We start from the raw sequence: 21,666 nt of genomic DNA, 5'->3' as shown, positions 1-21,666 counted from the left end.
GGATTGATTCATTTTATTCTATCGGATGGTTGGTTGTTATGTTGTTTGTAACAAGATCGAATGTACTGCTCGTGTTCGAAATAATCAAATTTTTGCAGAATAACCACATTATTGCTTATTATTTGTATTATACAAACATAACGCAAATTTTAAGGCGTTATTTATTTTTAACACTTTCCACATTTCCCTGAAGAAGAATTTTTATTACGAAACAGATTAGAAATTTGGATCGATTGGGTGGAGATTAATCATCATTTAGGGGAACATAATCCAAAACTTGCTCGATCGCGATTTCACCTTTTTCTGTAATGAGAAGATCCACCAAATCCAGCTGAAATATATCGTGAGAATGGGATTGGATTTTGAATTCTAGATCGCCAACGAAATCGGATTGTTTTTTCAAATAGATATTTTGTTCTTCGGCAATTTTCCCTGAAAATTCAAGTGTAAGGGCAAACAAATAGATGGGCAATTTATGAATATGGCATTCGCTTACAATGTTAGAAGTGCCACTATCGGCCACAACTTTTTTATCCGATGTAATAGCCTGAGCACCAATAAATAATTTCGTCGCTTCATTAAAATAATGTACTAGATCGTATTCCGGTATAATGCGGTATTTAATGCCTTCGCGATCCATCGTTTTTATGACTTGTCGAGTTTTAACAATGTCTTGTTTTAAAATCAACACTTCAAAATTTTTGCCTGCTCTTTTGGCCTCAGGCAACAACATTTCCACTGTTTCTTCAACGGAGTGAATAATAATAATATCGCCGTCCTCTATATATTCGGTACTTCGCTGAGTTAGGATTAACAAATCTTCCTTTAATTGGTTTGACAATTCGCCCAAGATTTTTTTCGCTTCTAATTTGATTTTATTTCCATCACCCGTAATTCCACTTTCCCTTAACTTCATTTGAAAGAGAGGAATTTGGTTATCCAGCGGAAACATTCGCGGGCGACTTTTTAAAATCACTTCCGTCGCTCCATCAATTTGGGTAACCAAATCATCTGGACTGCAATCCAATTGATCAATAGCTTCGCTCAAACAGCGGAGGGTAATTAAGCTGGCTTTAGATGAGGAAACGACCTCAACCAAATCTCGAAATAATCCATCCATGATCATTTGATCTTGATTGCTCATAGTGACATCCACAGGAAAAAAGTTAAATAAATTGATGCTAATGAAAGCGAAATAAAGGTCACCCATGCCCCGGTTTTCATAAAATCCATAAAACTGATATTGACACCATGTTTTTTAGCAATCCCAATTGAAACAATATTCGCCGAAGATCCAATCATGGTAATATTCCCACCGAAGCAGGCGCCAAAAGCAAGCGCCCACCATAAAATGTTGTTGGGGATTGGATTGGTTTCCAGCATCAAATGAATAATTGGAATCATTGTAATTGTGAAGGGAATATTATCTAAAAATCCGGAAATAATTCCTGAAACCCAAAGCACCATTAAGACCGCTATATAAGGATTGTCCCCCACTTTTACAAACACATGATGCGCAATCCATTCTATTACGCCAGTTTCTTCCAAAACACCAACTAAAATAAAAAGTCCTGCAAAAAACATGAGCGTGGACCACTCCACTTCTTCAAGCACATATTCGACATCTGCTTTAGATATAATAAACAGAAGCATCGCAACCGAAAGGGCCACCACTCCCGGCGCAAGTTTTGTAATGGTCTGCGTCATAAACAATGCAATGGCAAGAAAAAGACACATTAATCCTTTATGCATCATACTTCGATCTATGCGAATATTCATAAATTCAAAGCGGATTTTTTCCATCAAAAGCTGTACCGTAAGCAGTTTAGTTAGGTTGGTGTTAATGGGTTTGTATTCATCCCGATTGCTGATCCATAATGCAAAAAGAATAATGATAAATACAATCACAACAAGCGGTGCAAGATTGAACATAAACTGGTTAAACGTAAGGCCGACTTTGGACCCAATGATGATATTAGGTGGATCCCCAATTAAGGTGGCTGTTCCACCGATATTTGAAATGAGTGCTTGGCTTAAGACATATTTTTTAGGATCTAATCCCATACCTCGAGTCAGTTCAATGATAATGGGGATGATAATGAGAACGGTAGTCACATTATCTAAAAATGCCGACATTAAAGCGGTTACGATAGAGAACAAAACAAGAATGCGGGTTGGGCTACCCTGAGTAACTTCTGCAATTTTCACCGATACAATGGTAAAAAACCCGGAAAGTCTCAATATACTGACAATGATCATCATACCGGTGAGCAGCATGATGGTTTCCATATCTATCAGTTCAACTGCTTGGTGTTCACCAACAACATGAAGCAAAACCAACACCGACACACCAGACATCGCGGCAACAGCTTTATTTACCAACTCAAATGTAATTGCCGCGTAAACGACTAAGAAAACTACAATTGGGATTAAAACCAATTTGAATTCGACCAAAATATCCATAACTAGCCTGAAGTTTGAAGGATTTGGGTTACTTGGGGACTACCAGAACGGGACATTTTGCGTGATTCACAATGCCTTCATCAATAGAATCCATTAGATTTGATTTAAAGGTACTCATCCGCCTGTGGCCGAGCACAAGCAAATCAGCATCTTCTGTCATTTTGGTGAGGATTTTCGAAATTCTCTCATCGCTTATTATTTCGACAACCACTTTATCTGCCATCTCATTAAAGCCGCCAGCCCGAAATCTCTCCCGAATATCTTCTTCATCCAATTTGCGGCCCGGACTGTCCATCATCATGGACATTTCTCCGGCGTGAGGTTCATTCACATGAACTGCGATAAGGTTTGCATGATTCATTTCGGCGATTGTAACAGCTTGCCCGATTACATCCGCTTCGTCGCCTCGACCGCACAATGCTACTAGAATAGTATTATAACTCATGTTAGAATCCGTTAACGATTTAATTATTCGTGACGGCGATCGGATTGGAGCCTGCGCTCTGCACCCGACCTCCTGTCTTCCTCAACACCCAACTCATTAAATCTACGCTCGTTGGTACGGCGACGATCCGACGATAGTTGGCGTCGGTCTTCTGCCGATTCCTCTGATATGTCTTCCTGCATTTTATCCTGAGATTCCGCAGGTGCCACACCAGAGCGAGAGGCAAAACCGATTCCGATTAAAAGCAGTAAAAAAACAATGACAATAATGGCAATTGAATCCATAATTATTTCCTTAGTGTTATGGTTTGAATCATTTTACGATATTTCGCGATCGAAAATAAGACGAGATGAATCACTTTTGAACCTTTTTCTGAATTGGTTTCGCTCTATTCGTTTGTGGCATTCAAAGAGCACCAAAAGAAAAAGGGCAGTGAAATCACTGCCCTTTTATAAAAGAGAATTAACGGACCTGAATTAGTCTATTAGTTCAACCTTTTCTGCTTTCGGTCCTCTTTCACCGTCTTCGACTTCAAAAGAAACTTTATCGCCTTCGCGAATATAAATTCCTTCTGCCAGAGAACTGGAGTGGACAAAGTAATCTTTGCCGTCATCACCGGTGATAAAACCAAAGTTTTTCATTTGATTGAAAAACTTTACTTTTCCTTCTTGCATTGGTCTGTTCCTTATGCTGTTAAAATTACTTGATGGAATGTATCTCTTTTTTGATACATATCAATACGGAATATAAATGGATTCATGGCTGGATAGATCTAGACACAGGTTGTAAAACGAGGGCTTATGATACGTGGGCGATGAGGGATTTGAACCCCCGACTTCTGCCATGTGAAGGCAGCGCTCTAACCAACTGAGCTAATCGCCCAAACTATTTTCCTTTTTAATCAAAAAGACGTGGCGCAAATTTAGGCGTTCAATTGAGGCAGGACAAGACCCATGGCGCAAGAAAAAAAGATCAATCATTATGAGGTTGTAAATAATTATTTACTTATTAAGTGGGATGATGAATCCGAAGCGATGATTGAATTAACATCATTGCGAGACGCCTGTCCGTGCGCAAACTGTGCCGGTGAAAAGGATGTTTTCGGAACCGTGTACAAAGGTCCGGAAACAGAAAAATCAGACACAAGCTACCAACTTATCGGTATTGAGTCCGTTGGATACTACGGTCTTCGTCCGCTCTGGGGAGATAAACACAGTACAGGCATTTTTTCATCTGAAACGCTGGAAATTCTCACCACATGAATGAAACCATAACAACCATCCCCTTTTCTAGCCTTGTGTTGGTTTTCCTTCCGGTTGCAGTCGTTATAGGCCTTCTGCATACATGGTCTTTAGAATGGAAAAATGCCATTTATGCGATACTCAGAATGTTGATCCAATTACTGTTAATCGGCTATTTCCTATCTTACATTTTCGAATCTGAAGATGCTTCCATAACGGTGGGCGTTTTATCGGTGATGGTTTTTGCAGCTAGCTGGATCGCCCTTGGGTCCATCCAACATAAAAGAAGGGCGTTTTACCAATTTGCCCTTTTATCTATATTGGTTGGAGGCGGCTTAACATTGCTTTTGGTAACTCAATTCGTTTTACAATTGGATCCTTGGTTTATGCCCCGCTACATGATTCCTCTAGCCGGAATGATTTTCGCCAGCTCTATGAATGGCGTGAGCCTTGCTGCGGAACGGTTAGAATCAGAAATGACTAGGGATGTGAGCTATTTTAAAGCCCGGGGAATTGCCTTGAGAGCAGCATTGATTCCCATCACTAATTCTCTTTTTGCAGTAGGCTTGGTGTCTCTGCCGGGGATGATGACCGGCCAAATTTTATCAGGGATTTCTCCTCTCATTGCAGTTCGGTATCAAATTATGGTAATGTGCATGATCTTTAGTGCTGTTGGGTTTTCAACCGCCATGTTTTTAATGCTGATAAAACCACAATTATCTGAGTTAGCGTCAGAAGAATGATTATGTATATTTGAGTTACCACACCATCTTAGCGAATGTGTTAACACAGATGTTCGCAATTCGGTAATTTATTAATTTAGAACAAAAGTTGAAAGATTGGCTATTCGTAAAAAAATTATTTATATCAGACATGCTGATCTTGTTTTCTTGTAGTGTAATTTATTATATGTTAACTTTACTATAGAAATGAGATAATCTACTGCACTGGATATAGATAATGAATACTAGCGAATCACAAAATTCGAATATTCCCAACAATGACTCCCGGCCTTTATATACGATATCTATAGCCGCAAAACTTACCAATACAGCCATTTCTACTTTACGTATGTACGAAGATAGAGGGCTCATACTTCCCCATAAAACTAAAACAAAAAGACGACTCTACTCTGATGTAGACATCAACCGGATTCTTTGCATTCGAAAGCATCTAGATGAAGAAGGACTCAACATTGCCGGCATCAAAAGTTTGCTTGCCCTTGTTCCGTGTTGGATCATTAAGCCATGCAGTAAATCCAGTCGAAATTCTTGCGAAGCATATACCGTCTCAACAAAACCCTGTTGGAAAGCAAATCCAAAAGGAATGGATTGCGTGGATGTGGATTGCCGTGAATGTAAGGTGTATCAACTGGCGAATAAATGCACGGATATAAAGCATCTTTACAAAAATATTTTGGACGAAGGCCTCTACTAGATCATATGTCAAAACAATTTAACAGAAGAGATTTCATTAAAATATCAACTGCCGGTTTAGGCGGCCTAGCGATGGCAAATCCCATTTTTGATTGGGCAACTGGCGCGGTTTTAACCGAAGCCGATCTTCAGCAAACATTCAATAAAATCCCTACCTATTGCGAAGTATGTTTTTGGAAATGTGCAGGTTGGGCCCATTTAAACGAAAAGGGTGATATCTGGAAATTAACTGGCCATGATAATGATCCCCATTGTAATGGGCGGTTATGTCCACGTGGTACCGGTGGCGTTGGAATGTATTATGATGATGACAGGTTAAAGACACCTTTAATTCGTACAGGAAAAAGAGGCAGTCAAACATTTCGTGAAGCCACATGGGATGAGGCATTTGATTATATTGCGGAAAAAATGCAAAAAATTTCAGAAAAATATGGCCCGGAATGTATAGCCCTATTTTCTCACGGTTCAGGGGGTAAACACTTTGGGCGCATGCTAAAAGCATTTGGCTCTCCCAATATAACGGCCCCATCTTATGCACAATGTAGGGGGCCTAGAGAAGTTGCATTTTTTGCAACCTATGGCGAAGGAATTGGATCACCAGAACGAGTAGATATTCGCGATACGGATTGCTTGGTATTGATTGGATCTCATATTGGTGAAAATATGCATAATGGGCAAGTTCAAGAAATGTCTGATGCCATAGATAAAGACGCAACCATTATAACTGTGGACCCCCGTTTTTCCACTGCCGCTAGTAAATCAGATTATTGGCTACCCATAAAACCGGCGACCGATATGGCTCTTCTTCTTGCATGGATACATGTGATTATTAAAGAAGAATGGTATGATAAGAAATATGTGGAAAAATATACATTTGGCTTTGAAGAGCTAAAATCGCATGTAAAAGATTTTACACCAGAGTGGGCCTATGGTATTACCACAATTAAACCAAATGTCATTCGTAAAACTGCCAAAGAAATGGCCAATGCCTCACCATCTGTAATTGTTCATCCAGGACGACATGTCACCTGGTATGGTGACGATACTCAGCGTTTGCGCGCTGTTTCAATCCTAAATGCTTTATTGGGCAGCTGGGGGCGACGTGGAGGCTTTTATAACCCGGAAAAATATAAAGTTGCCAAATTGAAGCTACCAAAATATCCAAAACCAACTAAAACATGGCGGGATGCATTTCCGGGACAGTATAAATTAGCAGGCCTTGCATTGGCATCGGGGATTTGTGATGCCACGATACCTACTGTTGAGAGAGATTGTTCATTCAAGGGTTGGTTTGTTAATGGTACAAATCTTATTTCCACCTTACCTGATCAGAAGAATACTTTAAAAGCTATTCAAAATTTAGACCTAATGGTTGCCATTGATACGATGCCCATGGAAATAACAGGATGGGCAGATGTAGTTTTACCGGAATGTACCTATTTGGAACGATATGATAATTTGAGAGTGAGTAGCCATCGTGAACCAACAGTGGCATTGAGAGCCCCTGCTGCTGAGCCAAAGTATAATTCAAAACCGGCATGGTGGATGGCAAAAGAGTTGGCCGGTCGCCTTGGTTTGGATGAATACTTTCCATTTGAAACAATAGAAGAAGAATTAGATTGGCAGTTAAAACAAATTGGTTCTTCGTTAAAGGAAATGAAAAAGATTGGTCTCAAGAAATATGCTCGTGAATTTGATGATCTTTATCCCTTAGAAAACCTTGAAGAATATGAATTCAATACCAATACGGGTAAAATTGAATTGTATTCAACATCAATGGAAGACGAAGGATATGATCCTTTACCAAAATATACGGCTCACGAAGAACCACCCGATGGATTTTATAGATTGATTTACGGTCGGGCGCCCATGCACACGTTTAGCCGAACAGCTAACAATCCAAACTTAACCAATCTAATGGATGAAAATTCTGTATGGATTAATCCGAAAGTTGCTAAAGAGTGGGGATTAAAAAACGATCAGAAAATTTGGTTAGAAAATCAGGATGGTGTTATTTCTTCATTCCCCATCAAGGTTCGAGTTACAGAGCGAATTCGATGGGATTCAATTTATATGGTTCATGGGTTTGGTCATACGAATAAAAATCTTTCCCGAGCTCATGGCAAAGGTGCAAGCGATGCAGAATTAATCACAAAGGTACACATTGATCCTGAAATGGGTGGTACTGGTATGCGGGGGAACTTTGTGACATTTCATACTGAAATGCCAGTTCAAGGTGGTGTCTAATGCGTTATGCCATGGCCATCGATACGAAAAAATGTGTTGGGTGTAGCGATTGTGTTGTAGCATGCCAAATTGAAAATAATGTGCCAGATGGTTTTTGTCGAGATTGGGTCGTGGAAGCGACTTCTGGAACATATCCTGATTTATCGATGGAGATGCGGAGTGAACGATGTAACCATTGTACCAATGCGCCTTGTGTACGTTGCTGTCCAACGGAAGCAAGCCATATAGTTGAAGGTGGGATAGTTCTTGTCGATCCTGACCAGTGTATTGGATGTAAGGCGTGCATTGCCTCTTGCCCATATGATGCAAGATATATTCACCCAGAAGGGCATGTGGATAAATGCACCTTTTGTATTCATAAAGTTGAAAAAGGAGAAGATCCTGCTTGCGTTGAGGTCTGCCCTACAAAATGTATGTATTTTGGAGATACTGATGACCCCAATAGTGATATTTCAAAATTATTGAAAAAACGAAAATGGAAAACACTTATTCCAGAAGCCGGGACTGAACCAAACATATACTATTTGATATAATATTATGATAGAAGAAATAATTGTAAGCGGTAGAATGAATCCGGAGATTGATCCAGTGTTGCATGTTTGGCATTGGGAAATTCCGCTCTATCTTTTTATTGGGGGGTTAGTGGCTGGGATTTTATTTTTTTCCGCTCTTTATGCCATTCGAGGAAAATCAAAAGAATTTCCAATTGCTGTTATGATTGCGCCGATGATTACACCCATTTTGCTTGGTGTTGGGTTATTTGCACTTTTTCTTGATTTAAGCCATAAGCTTTATTTTTGGCAATTATATACAAATATTCGTTGGGAGTCGCCTATGAGTTGGGGCGCGTGGACATTGCTCGTTATAACGCCACTATCTGTGATTTGGTCAGCCAGTTGGGTCGAAGAGGCTTTCCCTAATTGGGATTGGAAATACCAATGGTTACAAATAATAATAGATAAATTTATATCATTTCGAAATATTATTGCCTGGATAATGATGGTATTGGCAATTGTATTGGGGCTTTACACGGGTATATTATTATCGGCATTCAACGCGAGGCCATTTTGGAATTCAGCCATAATGGGCCCCCTTTTCCTTACATCTGGATTATCAGCAGGAACGGCTTTCATTATTCTTTTTTCAAAATCAAAAGAACGACATTTGTTTACAAGAATAGATCTTATGTTAATTGGAGTAGAGTTGTTTTTAATTACTCATTTATTTATGGGATTATTAGCGGGCACGCAGGTGCATATTGAAGCAGCAAAACTCTTTTTAGGTGGGGAATATACAGTTCGTTTTTGGGTTTTTGTTGTTGGTTTTGGATTGATTGTACCTGTAATCCTTGAAGTTATAGAATTAAAGAAAAAGACAGTACCTGCCTATATACCGGCACTATTGATATTATTTGGAAGCATTATGCTTCGGTTTATTGTAGTCGAAGCGGGTCAAGCAAGTCGCTGGCTCTATTAAGGAGAAAAGTATGAAAACAAAATATATGAATCCCTACCTTGCAGGTGTCCTATTGGGGCTGGTCCTCCTATCTGCATTTTATTTTTCAGGGCGAGGCTTGGGTGCCAGTGGTGCTGTAAAAAGCGTTGTGGTTACAGCAGTAGAAATGGTTGCCTCTGATCATGCATCCAATTCTGAATATTATAGTAAATATACGGGCGAAGGAAAGAATCCACTAAATTCTTGGTTGGTATATGAAATATTGGGTGTGATTGTAGGGGGATTCCTATCAGGCGCTTTGGCGGGTAGATTGAAATTGAAAGTAGAGCATAGTCCTAAAATTACATCAAATAAGCGCCTTATGTTGGCCGGCATTGGCGGTATTCTTTTTGGATTCGGTAGTCAATTGGGTCGCGGCTGCACAAGCGGTTCCGCTCTTACTGGGATGGCTGTTCTGTCTTTGGCGGGGTTTGTAACGATGATGGCTATTTTTGGCACTGCTTTCGCATTGGCATACTTTTTTAGAAAAAATTGGATTTAGGAGATTAATTATGGGACCTTTAATACCCCAAGAAGTTATTGGTGAGGGATGGAATTTTTTTATAGCCTTTGCTGTAGGAATTGGATTTGGGTTTATATTAGAACAAGCAGGGTTCTCCTCAAGCCGAAAACTTGCAGGTGTTTTTTACGGATATGATGCTGTTGTTTTAAAAGTATTTTTTACCGCTGCAGTTACAGGCATGCTTGGGTTGCTCTATTTTAGCTTGTTTGACTGGATTGATTTGAACTTGGTATGGGTCAACCCCACATACTTATGGTCAGCGATAGTTGGCGGCATTATTATGGGCGCTGGATTTATCATAGGTGGATTCTGCCCGGGAACAAGTGTATGTGCAGCAGCCATTGGTAAAATTGATGCCATGGTGTTTGTCGGTGGTATTTTTATAGGAATTTTCGTTTTTGGCGAATTTTATCCCATGATCAAATCACTCTATATGGCGGAATACCTTGGTCAGATAAAACTATCTAAAATTTTGGGTATTTCTCAAGGATTCCTGACTTTTTTCGTAATTATTGCGGCTTTAATTATGTTTTGGATTGCTGAAATTGCTGAGAAAAAATTTCCAAGAGAGGAGTATTAACCATGACACCTCGAAATAAACTTACGGCCGTGCTATTAGGATTTGGACTTATCATTGCATTTGTGCCGGAAAATACCACAAAACCATTTCGACTTACAGCTTCAGAAATGTTGAATGAGGTACAATATGGGTCTGAACTTATTCATCCGGATGAGCTTGCAGAATGGTTAATCAACAATGATCCATCCATTCAACTTATCGATATACGATCTAGAGATGAATTTCAAAATTTTCATTTAGATGGTGCGATTAATATTCCGCTAAATCAATTATTGGATGATGAATGGGTTGATTTTTTAGATCAGGATATTAAAATGAACATTCTTTATTCTAATGGTACAACACGGGCCCACGAAGCTTGGATGATATCTCGACAACTTGGCTATGAAAACAATACGGTATTAATGGGCGGATTGAATTATTGGACAGAAACAATTTTAAATCCCAATAAACCGAAGTCCACATCGCCGGATGATGAAATTGCAAAATATGAATTCAGAAAAGGGGCCAGTCAGTATTTTGGGAGTGGAGGAATATCTAAAACAACTTCAACAAAAACAAAAATAACCAAGCCAAAAATTAAACAAAGAAAGAAAAAGAAAGCGCCAGAGGGAGGGTGTTGATATCTAGTTGGTTACCTCGTTTTTCCCTGCGCAGCAACGGCGGCGGCTTTTTCAGCAATAGCATCCTGATCCCCTAAATAATAATGATTGATGGGTTTCAAATCTTCAGCAAGCTCATATACCAACGGAACGCCGGTCGGGATATTTAAGTCAACAATTTCTTCATCCGAAATATTATCCAAGTATTTTACCAGAGCTCGAAGCGAATTCCCATGAGCCACAATTAATATTCGTTTCCCGGATTTAACATCGGGTGCAATCTGGTCGTGCCAGTAAGGCAAAAATCGTTCTACTGTATCTTTAAGGCACTCTGATGCCGGCAATTCTTCAGGCGCAAAATTTTTGTAAAGATCGGCAAACCGCGGATGGCGCTCATCATCAAAATCCAGTTTTGGAGGCGATGTGGTATAACTTCGGCGCCATATATGGACTTGCTCTTCGCCGTATTCTTCAGCGGTCTCAGCTTTGTTAAGTCCTTGGAGTGCGCCGTAATGCCGTTCATTCAGACGCCAATGATAATAAATTGGAATATCTTTCAGATTCATTGCGTCCAAACATAATTCCATCGTGCGGATTGCGCGCGTCAAAACAGATGTGTGAATCACATCAAATTTATATCCATCCTCTTTCAAGATTCGCCCGGAGGATTTTGCTTCGTCTTGCCCGCGCAGAGTTAGACCTACATCAGTCCAACCGGTAAAACGATTTTCCAGATTCCATTGGCTCTCGCCATGACGAAGTAGTACGAGCGTAGTCATTTTTGATCTCAAACTTGATGTAGAAGTTCGATTAGAATGACGGTATCCGAAAGTAGAAAAAGAAAAAATACTTGTATATATTTTTTTTATCCCGTAATATACTTACGAGTAACTTACGGGAATTAAAGATTAAATAATCAAATGACTTTATCATTCAAACAGCAAAAGTTTTTGAGCTTTGTTCAACGTTATACTGTTGAATACGGCCAAGCCCCTTCTTATGAAGAAATTATGAATGGCATGGGATTTGCATCTTTGGGGACGGTTCACTGGTATGTCAATGCCCTGACTCACAACGGCCATCTTGATCGTTCCAAAGGACCTAACGGCAAGCGGGCTTTAGCCCTCACTCATGAGGATCACGCCACACCGGCCCGCCTGCCATTGTTGGGTTTAATTGCTGCAGGGGAACCCATCGAAGCGCTGGAAAATGCAGAATCGATTTCTGTGCCAACGCCTTTTATTCACCCGGATAATTTTGTACTTCAGGTCAAAGGTGATTCTATGGTGGGAGATCACATTGAAGATGGCGATTATATTATTGTGCGGAAATCTGCGGAAGCAAATCCGGGGCAGATTGTTGTGGCCCTTATTAATGGTGAGGCCACGCTCAAGCGTTATCAACCCACCAATGGACATGTGGAACTTCATCCCCGTAATCCGAATTACCCTGTGATTATGGTTCATAAAACAGATCATTTCAAAATTAACGGCGTGCTTCTCTATTCCTTTCGGGAATATTAATGAAACATAAATATAGAACTGCGTCCGGATACTTTGGTTGAAAAATGTATACTTGGTGCGCTTCGTGTTTAAAGTATGCACCCCACTGTATTTCACCTTCGTCTAAAAGATTTTGAACTGCAGGCCGAGCGCCGGCTGGATGCATCTCTACGCACGCGCCCCATTGCCATTATTTCTTCTCATCATCAAAATAGTACGGTGGTATCTGTGTCTAAAGAAGCAAAAGATGAAGGTTTATGTCGAGGGATGAAGGTCTCTTTGGCCCGGAAAATGAGCCATGGTGCCCAGTTTTTGCCATACAACCCATCGCTTTATGGACGACTGAATCAATATGTCTATGCCACTGTTCAGCGATTTACCCCTATTGTAGAACCCGCTGGCTACGGCAAGTTCTATATGGATATGACTGGCATGGAACGCATCTATAAAAGTCATAAACAAGCGGGGTCAAACATATCAAAACTGGTTCAAGATCAGGTTGGGCTTAATCCTATTTTGGGTATCAGTCAGAACAAACTGGTGAGCCGTATTTCTACATCGGTTGTTCCCGATACAATTTATCGTATCATGGCAGGGAATGAGGCTCAATTTTTATCCCCCTTGGATACGCCGGTCATTCCCATTGTTCATGAGCCATCGATTTGGAAACTGATCAAGTTTTTGATTTTGAACCAAGTGAGACAAATTCAATCACTTGTGAATTCAGCAGCCAATGCCCGGAGATTGTTTGGACGGTATGCATTACCTCTTTTCCGAGAAGTCCACGGACAAGATTTATCCGTGGTGCGCCCCCCAGCTATGAAAGATCATATCGTGGAGCAGGTCGTTTTGGCAGAAGATACGAATGATACAAGTATATTATGGTCGGAGGTGAAACGGCTATCAGATCAGGTGGCATTTAAACTCAGGCAACGGTCCCAGATTGCAAAAAAAGTTCGGGTAGAAATCCATTATACAGATGGATTTAAATATGAAACTCATGGACAATATTTAAACAATAATGATGCAACAATTTTAACTGAATCATGGCAGTTGTTTGAAAAAGCAAACATTCGCCGAAATCGTATTCGATCCATTTTATTAGATTTGTCTGGTTTTGCTCAGGTCGCCAACCAGATGGAATTGTTTGAAAAAGATACAGAACAAGATCGTATTTCCTTTGCCATGGATATTCTCAGAAAGAAGTACAATAATACAAATATGGAAAGTCCTCAATGAACCATGTTTACGCATTTGAATGTCCATTCCCACTATTCCCGAATGTCCGGAACCGCTTCCCAACCGGCGCTACTCACTGCGGCACGCAACCAAGGGATGAACCACCTGGCATTAACAGAAACCAATGGCTTATGGGGATTCATTCGTTTTGTCCAACACGCTCGTGCCGCTGAGATAGAACCCCTTGCCGGCGTCAACCTGATCACCAATCAGGGCGAAGCTATTTTATTGGCAGAAAACCAGGGTGGCTATGAAAACATCTGCCGTGCCACTTCGGCTGTTCACGACAACCCATCTCAATCTATAGCGGATGTTTTAGAAAAACATTCCGATGGGTTATTTATATTATCTCATGACAAAATAACACTATCGTCCTTGAGCCAACACATCCCCAATAGCCACTTATTTGTAGAATTACGTCCGGGTATGGCAGAAAAACCCATGGGTGAATTATCTCAAAAACTTAAATTAGAAATGATCGCTACTGGCGATGTGTATTTTCTTAAAAAAGAAGATAGATCAACACACCGCATATTACGTGCCATCGATTTGAACACAACCTTATCCCAACTTCCGGAAGATGCTTGCAAGTCTGACAAGCACTGGTTTTGCTCAGAGAAAGATATGGTACGACGATTCCCCAACAGTTTGGAAGCCATCAATAACAGCGCCTATTTGGCGGAACGCTGCAAACGAGATTGGTCGTTTGTGAATACAATTTTCCCTTATTTATCCTTAAAAGATACCCGTCGGTCCAACCAAATATTGAAAGAAAAAGTAGCGGCAGGCGCACAAAAGCGTTATAAAAAAGTCACGACAGAAATTCAAAAACGAATTGACCATGAGTTGGCGTTGATTACAGCCAAGGGATTTGCCCCATATTTTTTGGTTGTAGAAGATATTGTGAAGCAAACGCACGCCACCATCGGGCGGGGTTCTGGCGCCGCATCCATTGTGAGTTATTGTTTATTAATCACTCAGGTGGACCCCATTAAATATAACCTTCAGTTTGAACGCTTTATCCACCCCGAACGAAGTAATATGCCGGATATTGATGTGGATTTTCCATGGGATGAACGAGACGATATTTTGGATTACGTATTTAAAAAATATGGAAACGAACGAACGGGAATGGTCTGTAGTCAGGTTTTTATGAAACCACGATCTGCGATTCGCGAAGTGGCAAAAGTCTATGGGCTATCCAATGAAGAAATTAATACAATTACCAAGCGGATTGGTTGGGTTGCATCCCGGAAGGATTTACTGAACTGGGTAAAAACCGACCCTCGATTTGAAAATATAGAACTGGACGAAACATTAGAATTAATCCTGAAGGAAAGTGAAAAAGCAGTGGGTGCTTTTCGCCATCCATCTGTCCATCCTGGTGGCGTGGTGATTGTTCCTGATGAAATCCGAAAATATGTACCGGTACTCACGGCACCCAAAGGTGTGCAAATTGTAGAGTGGGAAAAAGATCAGGTGGAAGATTCGGGGCTTCTAAAAATTGATATTCTGGGCAACCGCAGCCTGGCGGTGGTACGGGATACGATTAAACAAATCAATTTGAATTATGGTGAAGCGGCAACAAAAAACCGACATTTAGATTATCATAAAATCCAACCGATTGACGATGAAAAAACAGCTGAACTGATGAAGAGTGGAAAAACCATGGGTGTGTTCTATATCGAAAGTCCCGCTACGCGGCAGCTCTTAGCCAAAGCCGGTGTAGTGGATTTCGAACATGTGGTGATTTATTCATCCATTATTCGACCGGCGGCGAACCGTTTTACCCATATAATGCTGGAGAGAATCCACGGAAAACCATGGAAAATTAAACACCCAGATTTAGGTTTTTTAAAAGAAAGTTATGGCATTATGGTATATGAAGAACAAGTATCCATGGCGGCCCAGGTTATGGCGGGGATGGGGTATGCGGAGGCAGAATCTTTGCGTAAAACCATGAGCCGAGATGCAATGCAGCACTTGATTAAAAATTGGGAAAAGAAGTTTTTTCAAGGTGCAAAAAAACGCGGTTATGAAGATGGCGTTATTAAGGATATTTGGAGTATGATTCGTTCTTTTGTGGGTTATTCATTTTGCAAACCCCATTCTGCATCTTTTGCCATGCTTTCTTTTACGTGTGCATATCTCAAAGCCCATTTTCCAGCAGAGTTTTTGGCGGCGGTTATTTCAAATCAAGGCGGTTTTTATTCGCCGTTTGCATATCTCAGTGAGGCACGTCGGTTTGGAATTCAAATCTTGTCCCCGGATGTAAACAGAAGTTGGATGGAATATCGAGGTCGAAAAAATAAAATTCGTATGGGATTTATGAGTATTCGCAATCTGCAGGAAAAAACAATCAAAGAAATATTAGATGAACGAAAAGCTGGCTATTTTTCTTCTCTGGATGATTTTTTCATGCGCATTGACCCCAATCTATCGGATGTTATGGCTCTGACAAATGCGGGTTGTTTTTCTGCATTAGCACCGGAATTATCTCATCAAGAAATTGCTTACCGTGCCGTATGGTATTGTTTGGGAGAAAACAATACAGGCGCCACCCTGAGTATGGCAAATGGTGATATTACTTCAAACACCGCACTCTGTCAATTTCAGTATAATAGGCTAAGCAAAGCAGATCGCCGTCAATTAGAAATCGAATCATTTGGCTTTCCGATTTCAGAACACCCATTAGAACCTTATTTGGAAATGATTAATCATCGTGTGCGTAAAGCAAGGGACTTATCAAATTATATTGGTCGAACGATTCACTTGGCCGGGGTATATATCACGAGAAAAGAAACAGCGACAGTAAAGAATAGAGACGCCATGGAATTTTTAACATTAGAAGATGAAACAGATATTTATGAGTGTGTTCTTTTTCCGGAAGCTTTTCAGAAATATGGTGACTTACTATTATGGGAGAATCTATTTATTCTTAGAGGCAAGGTTGAAGAGTCATTTGGTGTCATTTCAGTTACTATCGAAAAGTTAGGAAGCTTAAGCACTATGATAAAGAAGATGAAAACGGCGTAAATTCTCTACCAGAAAAACGTAGAGTGATTAATATGAATAGAAAAACAAACCATCGTTATTAATTCAATATTTTCTTACGCATTAAGAGTTTCTTTTCCTTGATTCATTGCGCCTTACGTTAAAAATTAAACAACATTATGTGCGGACGAAAAACATTAACTCGGGACATGCAATCCATCATCGAGGAACTTGCAATAGAAGAATGGATGGATCCTGAAAGATATTCCCCAAGCTACAACATCGCCCCAACTCAAATGACCCCAATTCTTGGATTTCCCGGGAGAAGGGTGGTCAAAATGATGCAATGGGGACTGATCCCATCATGGTCAAAAAAAAGGTCAATCGGGCCAAAACTGATTAATGCCAGAGCGGAAACAATCCTAGAAAAACCATCTTTTCGGGATCTTGTTTCCCGGAATCGCTGCGTGGTCATCGCCGATGGATATTATGAATGGCGTCGCGAAGGGGAAACAAAAACGCCATATTACATTCATCATCCGCGGCGAAAATTGCTTCCTATGGCAGGGTTGTTTGATACCTGGAAATCACTGGAAGGAAATAAAACTTTATCCTATACCGTTATTACGACTGAACCGCAAGACAAAATTTCTTTTATTCATAATCGAATGCCGGTGATCTTGAAATCATATGATATTGACCGCTGGATTCAACAAAAAAATCACCCAGCAAGGGAGGCAAAAGATTTACTAAAACCTTACTCTGAAAAACTGGCATTCCATCCTGTCTCTACTTTTGTAAATTCGCCAAAAAATAATTCTGAGCTGTGTATTCAGTCAATCGAAGGTTTATTTTAAGTAAAAAACATTTCAAATACAGAATGCTAATAATTCTTTTCAAACTCATTGAAATACTGGCTGGCTGTTTCTAATTTTTGTTAGTATATAATGGATATTTACCTGAAGTAAATAAAATGTCTATCATTTCAAACCCAAGGAGCACAATCATGAGTAAACTCACACAAATGAATACATTTCTCTTCACCTTTCTATTGCCTTTGGCACTATACGCACAGGGATCAATTTCGGGAACAGTCACAGACGCATCTACTGGTAATGGACTTGCAGGCGCAAACGTCGTCGTTGATGGAACAAACATGGGTGCAGCAGCAAATGCAAGCGGTACCTACAGCATAGATAATGTACCTGCCGGCACATACATAGTCACAGCATCTGTAATAGGTTATGAAAGTAGCAGTGAACCGGTAACAGTTTCTGACGATGCAATAACTGCAGATTTTTCTTTGGCTTCTACCGTGATTTCATTATCGGCGCTCGAAGTATTAGCGTCAAGAGCTGGTGAAAACTCTCCCGTCGCATATTCAAATATCAGCAAAGAAGATTTACAATTACGGCTTGGGTCTAGAGATATTCCTTTGATATTAAATACGGTCCCAAGTGTTTATTCTACAGGACAGGGTGGTGGTGCCGGTGATGCTCGTATAAATGTTCGCGGTTTTAACCAACGAAATGTTGCCATTATGATTAACGGTGTTCCCGTAAACGATATGGAAAATGGATGGGTTTACTGGTCTAATTGGGACGGCGTATCGGATGCAACAAGTTCCATTCAAATGCAAAAGGGTTTAAGTGCTGTAAATTTGGCAACCCCCTCAATTGGAGGATCAATGAATGTCATCACGGATCCCACAGCTCAGGAACGCAGAGGATTGTTTAAACAAGAAGTAGGAAATGATGGATTTTTAAAAACAACGGGGTCATTTCATTCCGGGCTCATCATGAATGACAAGCTAGCCGTAAGCGGAACCGTTGTTAGAAAAACGGGCACAGGTTATGTACAAGGCACATGGACAGATGCTTGGGCTTATTATATTGGGGCAAGTTTTAATGCATCAAAAAATCATCGCTTCGAATTGTATGCTTTGGGTGCTCCTCAGAGACACGGCCAAAGCCTATACAAACAAAATATCGCTGTCTATGATTCTAATTACGCCTTATCTCTAGCAACGTATGATGAGAATGCTTTAGCCTCAAATGGCGGTGAGTTCATAGAAACTGGAAGATCTTTTAACCAAAATGTTGCAAATATTTCAGCTTCATCTCAGGCAATTCTGGACGCAGCAACAGGACAGCAACATTGGCAAATGTACGGAAAACCAAATGAAAATGGTGTAGCCCGTCATGAATCCAGCAATCTTTCTGAACGTGAGAATTTCTTTCATAAACCCCAGGTCAGTCTAAACCACTATTGGACATTGAACGAAAAAATGCATCTTTCCAGTATTTTGTATTGGTCTGGCGGAATGGGTGGCGGAACCGGTACATATGGAACAATCGTTACTACTGATGCTAATGGGAAAAATGATTTAGGTACCGCAGAATCAAATTGGTACAAATACTATTATGGACCTTCACCATGGGTAAGAGACTGGGACGCTACCATTGCTGCTAATGCATCCGATGGTGATACTGTCTACGCCTATAAAAAAACATTTGCTCGTGCAGGAAAAGAATCTATTGGTATTTTGCGTAATAGCAATAACCGTCAATCAACCATCGGTGCTATTTCAAAACTTAACTTCGATGTTAATGAAAATCTGAAAACACAAGTGGGAATTGACTGGCGTTCCGCAATGATCTATCATGTGAAAACTATCCGGGATTTACTTGGTGGAGAATATTTTATCAATGAAGATAGTGACTATGATGGTACTGACCAGCAAAAAGGCCTAGGTGATCCGATTGATTACAACTTTACCAATACAGTTGATTGGTTAGGTTTATTCGCACAAGCAGAGTGGAATTCTGGACCACTTTCTGCTTATGGTATGTTTGGATCTACGACGGTGAAATACACTCATTTAAACCACTTTAAAAAAGCATCACTTTATAACGTTGACACCTTATCCACATATGTTGGATCTTATATACAAGCTAAAGACCTAGATGAACCTTCAACATGGTGGGGAGCAAATCGAATTGGTGTCAGCGGTGGCGGGCAGCTTTACATTGAAGCAACCCCAATCACAACCTTTCAGGTAAAAGGTGGATTAATGATGGACCTCGGCTCTGGAGTGGATGTTTGGGCCAACTTTGGCTTAGTAGATAAAGCGCCAATTTTTGATCAGGTTATTCAAGACTGGGATTCAAAATATGCCGAAGATCCAACCAATGAAAAATTTACTTCATACGAGGTTGGTATTAACTCCACACAAGGCAATATGGCTGTAAGTATCAACGCATACAACACGCTTTGGCAAGATAGAATTGCGACTAAATATGTCCAAAACCTTGAAGGTGACGATAATATCATTTACTTGACTGGAATCAATCAAAAACATACAGGCGTTGAGGCCCAAATTGCTTACCAGTTTTCACCATCCATACGTCTTGATCTCGGAGCGGGGATTGGAGATTGGTCTTATCTTGATGATGCTTCGGGAACCTATCGTAGTGATTCTTCTGGTACTGAAAAATCCTATTCATATGCTTTGGAAGGTTTGAAAGTTGGAGATATGCCTCAATCTAATATGATTGCTGGGCTTACAATTTCCCCGATAGAAGGTGCTTCAATTCAGTTATTGTACCGACATTACATGAACCATTATGCTGATTGGGACCCAACAAGCCGTGAATACACGCCCGGTGATGCTTTCTTCGATAGAAAGCAATCGTGGAAATCGCCTGATTTTGGTATTTTAGATATTCACGCTTATTACAATTTGCCTATCAAACTAGGGCCAACAAAACCCAAGTTATTTTTACATGTGTTCAATGCTCTTGATGAAAAATATATTCAAGATGCTGCAGACAACAGTGAATATAATTCGTATGACCAAGATCACGATGCTGATGACGCCGAAGTATTTTTTGGATTACCCATGTCCATCAATGCAGGTGTTTCAATCGCTTTCTAGTTAAGGAATATTAGGACTTCTTAATAATAAAAAACCCCGCATTTGCGGGGTTTTTTATTTCTCTTCATTTCATAATAATCAATAAGGGACAATTTTCCGTTCCACCATTTTACCCTTCTCATTGATAGTGCTAATCACTTTTTCCTTTAAAGCATCTCGGTATTCATGGATAAAAGATTGAATTAGATTATCCTTTCTATCAAAATATTCAACTTTGGTAAGACGACGTTTTTTATCAAAGATCATTTCATGGTGTCCAACTTTTGATTTATCATCCTTAAAATATTCAGATTTAATCGTCTTTCCTGAGAACTCCTGATTGCGTGATGCGCCAAAAGTAATTGTATAATAATACACTCGTTGGCCTAAACGATCTTGAACATGCACTTGTTTTGGTCGACCATCTTTTCTTGTTTTATATAACGCATTCCATCCTCGCCGAACTTCGCTAACCGCATCGGCAAACAATAAATTATCTAGAGCAAGTATGGTCCCGTTTGAATGAAATTCAATCGAATAGTCATTGGATTCGGGTTGTAAATGATACGTCCACTTTCTACGGCCGGATGGGTGAATTTCAGTTACCGAAACAACCTTACCGTCCCGGTTTAACAAAGCTTCAAAATATTTCTTCCCTCTCGCTTCTTTACGTGTAAGGCCTTCTGCAAGTTCTGTCCTTCTGGGATTCCAGGTTTTATAATATAGTTTCAAGTTTTTGGATTTTACAGATTTCCTCCGGCCGGGTTTATCCCATGGCGCGGGTATATATTCAATATTCAGCAATTTCCCATTTCCGTCATAAACTGCCTTAAAATGAGGATTTTTCCGAACGTCTTTAGCATCTATTTCATTTCTAAGAATAGCAGATCGAAGTAGGCTTGTTTTGAAATATTTTATAGTTGTCGTATCTGCTTGCCCAGATAACGCGTTTAATCCAACCCAAAGAATAATTGCAGACCGCAT

The 21,666-nt window shown here is 40.2% G+C and carries 21 protein-coding genes and 1 tRNA gene; 14 read left to right on the top strand and 8 right to left on the bottom strand.

The genetic code is table 11. The features are described 5' to 3' along the window. Positions 1-244 precede the first annotated feature (244 nt). The 6 genes from HOD97_05125 to HOD97_05100 form a co-directional block, all read right to left on the bottom strand. Positions 245-1,144: a hypothetical protein gene (locus HOD97_05125; protein MBT4280980.1), complete on the bottom strand. Its 900-nt coding sequence runs from the start codon at positions 1,142-1,144 to the stop codon at positions 245-247. Further along, positions 1,141-2,463, bottom strand: a complete 1,323-nt coding sequence (locus HOD97_05120) for an ArsB/NhaD family transporter (GenBank protein MBT4280979.1) — start codon at positions 2,461-2,463, stop codon at positions 1,141-1,143. The genes HOD97_05125 and HOD97_05120 overlap by 4 nt, the downstream gene beginning before the upstream one ends. A gap of 28 nt (positions 2,464-2,491) precedes the next feature. Continuing rightward, on the bottom strand, positions 2,492-2,908 hold the full coding sequence (locus HOD97_05115; GenBank protein ID MBT4280978.1) for a universal stress protein: 417 nt from the start codon (positions 2,906-2,908) through the stop codon (positions 2,492-2,494). A gap of 23 nt (positions 2,909-2,931) precedes the next feature. Next, positions 2,932-3,192, bottom strand: a complete 261-nt coding sequence (locus HOD97_05110; protein ID MBT4280977.1) for a hypothetical protein — start codon at positions 3,190-3,192, stop codon at positions 2,932-2,934. 192 nt (positions 3,193-3,384) lie between these two features. Then, positions 3,385-3,582 (bottom strand): cold-shock protein, encoded by a 198-nt coding sequence (locus tag HOD97_05105; GenBank protein ID MBT4280976.1) that lies wholly within the window; start codon positions 3,580-3,582, stop codon positions 3,385-3,387. Positions 3,583-3,716: 134 nt separating this feature from the next. Beyond that, a tRNA-Val gene (locus HOD97_05100) sits at positions 3,717-3,790 on the bottom strand. Between the two features lie 71 nt (positions 3,791-3,861). Here HOD97_05100 and HOD97_05095 point away from each other — a divergent pair. The 9 genes from HOD97_05095 to HOD97_05055 all read left to right on the top strand — a co-directional run bounded on the left by HOD97_05095 (position 3,862) and on the right by HOD97_05055 (position 11,052). Then, a complete protein-coding gene (locus tag HOD97_05095) occupies positions 3,862-4,170 on the top strand; it encodes a DUF971 domain-containing protein (GenBank protein MBT4280975.1) in 309 nt (102 codons plus the stop codon). Next, a complete protein-coding gene (locus HOD97_05090; protein MBT4280974.1) occupies positions 4,167-4,892 on the top strand; it encodes an ABC transporter permease in 726 nt (241 codons plus the stop codon). The genes HOD97_05095 and HOD97_05090 overlap by 4 nt, the downstream gene beginning before the upstream one ends. 217 nt (positions 4,893-5,109) lie before the next feature. Continuing rightward, on the top strand, positions 5,110-5,586 hold the full coding sequence (locus HOD97_05085) for a MerR family transcriptional regulator (GenBank protein MBT4280973.1): 477 nt from the start codon (positions 5,110-5,112) through the stop codon (positions 5,584-5,586). Between the two features lie 5 nt (positions 5,587-5,591). Further along, on the top strand, positions 5,592-7,832 hold the full coding sequence (locus tag HOD97_05080; GenBank protein ID MBT4280972.1) for a molybdopterin-dependent oxidoreductase: 2,241 nt from the start codon (positions 5,592-5,594) through the stop codon (positions 7,830-7,832). Beyond that, on the top strand, positions 7,832-8,365 hold the full coding sequence (locus HOD97_05075) for a 4Fe-4S dicluster domain-containing protein (protein ID MBT4280971.1): 534 nt from the start codon (positions 7,832-7,834) through the stop codon (positions 8,363-8,365). The genes HOD97_05080 and HOD97_05075 overlap by 1 nt, the downstream gene beginning before the upstream one ends. Before the next feature lie 4 nt (positions 8,366-8,369). Beyond that, on the top strand, positions 8,370-9,308 hold the full coding sequence (nrfD, locus tag HOD97_05070; protein ID MBT4280970.1) for a polysulfide reductase NrfD: 939 nt from the start codon (positions 8,370-8,372) through the stop codon (positions 9,306-9,308). Positions 9,309-9,318: 10 nt separating this feature from the next. Beyond that, the gene (locus HOD97_05065) at positions 9,319-9,828 is read left to right on the top strand and encodes a YeeE/YedE family protein (protein MBT4280969.1); all 510 of its coding nucleotides are present in this window, start codon (positions 9,319-9,321) and stop codon (positions 9,826-9,828) included. 10 nt (positions 9,829-9,838) lie between these two features. Then, entirely contained in the window at positions 9,839-10,429 is a 591-nt protein-coding gene (locus tag HOD97_05060; protein MBT4280968.1) for a YeeE/YedE family protein, read from the top strand. A 2-nt stretch (positions 10,430-10,431) separates the two neighbouring features. Then, positions 10,432-11,052 (top strand): rhodanese-like domain-containing protein, encoded by a 621-nt coding sequence (locus tag HOD97_05055; GenBank protein ID MBT4280967.1) that lies wholly within the window; start codon positions 10,432-10,434, stop codon positions 11,050-11,052. 11 nt (positions 11,053-11,063) lie between these two features. On the opposite strand, the gene gpmA is transcribed toward HOD97_05055, so the two are convergent. After that, a complete protein-coding gene (gene gpmA / locus HOD97_05050) occupies positions 11,064-11,810 on the bottom strand; it encodes a 2,3-diphosphoglycerate-dependent phosphoglycerate mutase (GenBank protein MBT4280966.1) in 747 nt (248 codons plus the stop codon). A gap of 141 nt (positions 11,811-11,951) precedes the next feature. Here gpmA and lexA point away from each other — a divergent pair, with 141 nt between their 5' ends. The 5 genes from lexA (at position 11,952) to HOD97_05025 (ending at position 20,703) form a co-directional block, all read left to right on the top strand. Continuing rightward, the gene (gene lexA, locus HOD97_05045; GenBank protein ID MBT4280965.1) at positions 11,952-12,554 is read left to right on the top strand and encodes a repressor LexA; all 603 of its coding nucleotides are present in this window, start codon (positions 11,952-11,954) and stop codon (positions 12,552-12,554) included. Between the two features lie 75 nt (positions 12,555-12,629). Further along, the gene (locus tag HOD97_05040) at positions 12,630-13,772 is read left to right on the top strand and encodes a hypothetical protein (GenBank protein MBT4280964.1); all 1,143 of its coding nucleotides are present in this window, start codon (positions 12,630-12,632) and stop codon (positions 13,770-13,772) included. Positions 13,773-13,775: 3 nt separating this feature from the next. After that, entirely contained in the window at positions 13,776-16,808 is a 3,033-nt protein-coding gene (locus HOD97_05035) for a DNA polymerase III subunit alpha (protein ID MBT4280963.1), read from the top strand. Between the two features lie 167 nt (positions 16,809-16,975). Then, positions 16,976-17,623, top strand: a complete 648-nt coding sequence (locus tag HOD97_05030; protein MBT4280962.1) for an SOS response-associated peptidase — start codon at positions 16,976-16,978, stop codon at positions 17,621-17,623. 149 nt (positions 17,624-17,772) lie between these two features. Next, positions 17,773-20,703 (top strand): TonB-dependent receptor, encoded by a 2,931-nt coding sequence (locus tag HOD97_05025; GenBank protein ID MBT4280961.1) that lies wholly within the window; start codon positions 17,773-17,775, stop codon positions 20,701-20,703. Positions 20,704-20,781: 78 nt separating this feature from the next. Here the strand turns inward: HOD97_05025 and HOD97_05020 are convergent, their stop codons facing one another. Continuing rightward, complete coding sequence (locus HOD97_05020; protein ID MBT4280960.1) at positions 20,782-21,666, bottom strand: hypothetical protein; 885 nt, start codon at positions 21,664-21,666, stop codon at positions 20,782-20,784.

Source organism: Candidatus Neomarinimicrobiota bacterium, assembly GCA_018651745.1.
Taxonomy (GTDB): Bacteria; Fidelibacterota; Marinisomatia; order Marinisomatales; family TCS55; genus JAAZYX01.
This window is presented reverse-complemented; position numbering and strand designations above follow the sequence as displayed.

What these genes read in the sequence shown, in the direction of transcription:
- HOD97_05095 (MBT4280975.1), top strand. Translation starts at nt 3,862, where the DNA reads ATGGCGCAAGAAAAAAAGATCAATCATTATGAGGTTGTAAATAATTAT.
- HOD97_05060 (MBT4280968.1), top strand. Translation starts at nt 9,839, where the DNA reads ATGGGACCTTTAATACCCCAAGAAGTTATTGGTGAGGGATGGAATTTT.
- HOD97_05090 (MBT4280974.1), top strand. Translation starts at nt 4,167, where the DNA reads ATGAATGAAACCATAACAACCATCCCCTTTTCTAGCCTTGTGTTGGTT.
- nrfD (MBT4280970.1), top strand. Translation starts at nt 8,370, where the DNA reads ATGATAGAAGAAATAATTGTAAGCGGTAGAATGAATCCGGAGATTGAT.
- HOD97_05075 (MBT4280971.1), top strand. Translation starts at nt 7,832, where the DNA reads ATGCGTTATGCCATGGCCATCGATACGAAAAAATGTGTTGGGTGTAGC.
- HOD97_05115 (MBT4280978.1), bottom strand. Translation starts at nt 2,908, where the DNA reads ATGAGTTATAATACTATTCTAGTAGCATTGTGCGGTCGAGGCGACGAA.
- HOD97_05040 (MBT4280964.1), top strand. Translation starts at nt 12,630, where the DNA reads ATGCACCCCACTGTATTTCACCTTCGTCTAAAAGATTTTGAACTGCAG.
- HOD97_05105 (MBT4280976.1), bottom strand. Translation starts at nt 3,582, where the DNA reads ATGCAAGAAGGAAAAGTAAAGTTTTTCAATCAAATGAAAAACTTTGGT.
- HOD97_05030 (MBT4280962.1), top strand. Translation starts at nt 16,976, where the DNA reads ATGCAATCCATCATCGAGGAACTTGCAATAGAAGAATGGATGGATCCT.
- HOD97_05110 (MBT4280977.1), bottom strand. Translation starts at nt 3,192, where the DNA reads ATGGATTCAATTGCCATTATTGTCATTGTTTTTTTACTGCTTTTAATC.
- HOD97_05055 (MBT4280967.1), top strand. Translation starts at nt 10,432, where the DNA reads ATGACACCTCGAAATAAACTTACGGCCGTGCTATTAGGATTTGGACTT.
- HOD97_05035 (MBT4280963.1), top strand. Translation starts at nt 13,776, where the DNA reads ATGTTTACGCATTTGAATGTCCATTCCCACTATTCCCGAATGTCCGGA.
- gpmA (MBT4280966.1), bottom strand. Translation starts at nt 11,810, where the DNA reads ATGACTACGCTCGTACTACTTCGTCATGGCGAGAGCCAATGGAATCTG.
- HOD97_05020 (MBT4280960.1), bottom strand. Translation starts at nt 21,666, where the DNA reads ATGCGGTCTGCAATTATTCTTTGGGTTGGATTAAACGCGTTATCTGGG.
- HOD97_05120 (MBT4280979.1), bottom strand. Translation starts at nt 2,463, where the DNA reads ATGGATATTTTGGTCGAATTCAAATTGGTTTTAATCCCAATTGTAGTT.
- HOD97_05080 (MBT4280972.1), top strand. Translation starts at nt 5,592, where the DNA reads ATGTCAAAACAATTTAACAGAAGAGATTTCATTAAAATATCAACTGCC.
- HOD97_05085 (MBT4280973.1), top strand. Translation starts at nt 5,110, where the DNA reads ATGAATACTAGCGAATCACAAAATTCGAATATTCCCAACAATGACTCC.
- HOD97_05025 (MBT4280961.1), top strand. Translation starts at nt 17,773, where the DNA reads ATGAGTAAACTCACACAAATGAATACATTTCTCTTCACCTTTCTATTG.
- HOD97_05125 (MBT4280980.1), bottom strand. Translation starts at nt 1,144, where the DNA reads ATGAGCAATCAAGATCAAATGATCATGGATGGATTATTTCGAGATTTG.
- lexA (MBT4280965.1), top strand. Translation starts at nt 11,952, where the DNA reads ATGACTTTATCATTCAAACAGCAAAAGTTTTTGAGCTTTGTTCAACGT.
- HOD97_05065 (MBT4280969.1), top strand. Translation starts at nt 9,319, where the DNA reads ATGAAAACAAAATATATGAATCCCTACCTTGCAGGTGTCCTATTGGGG.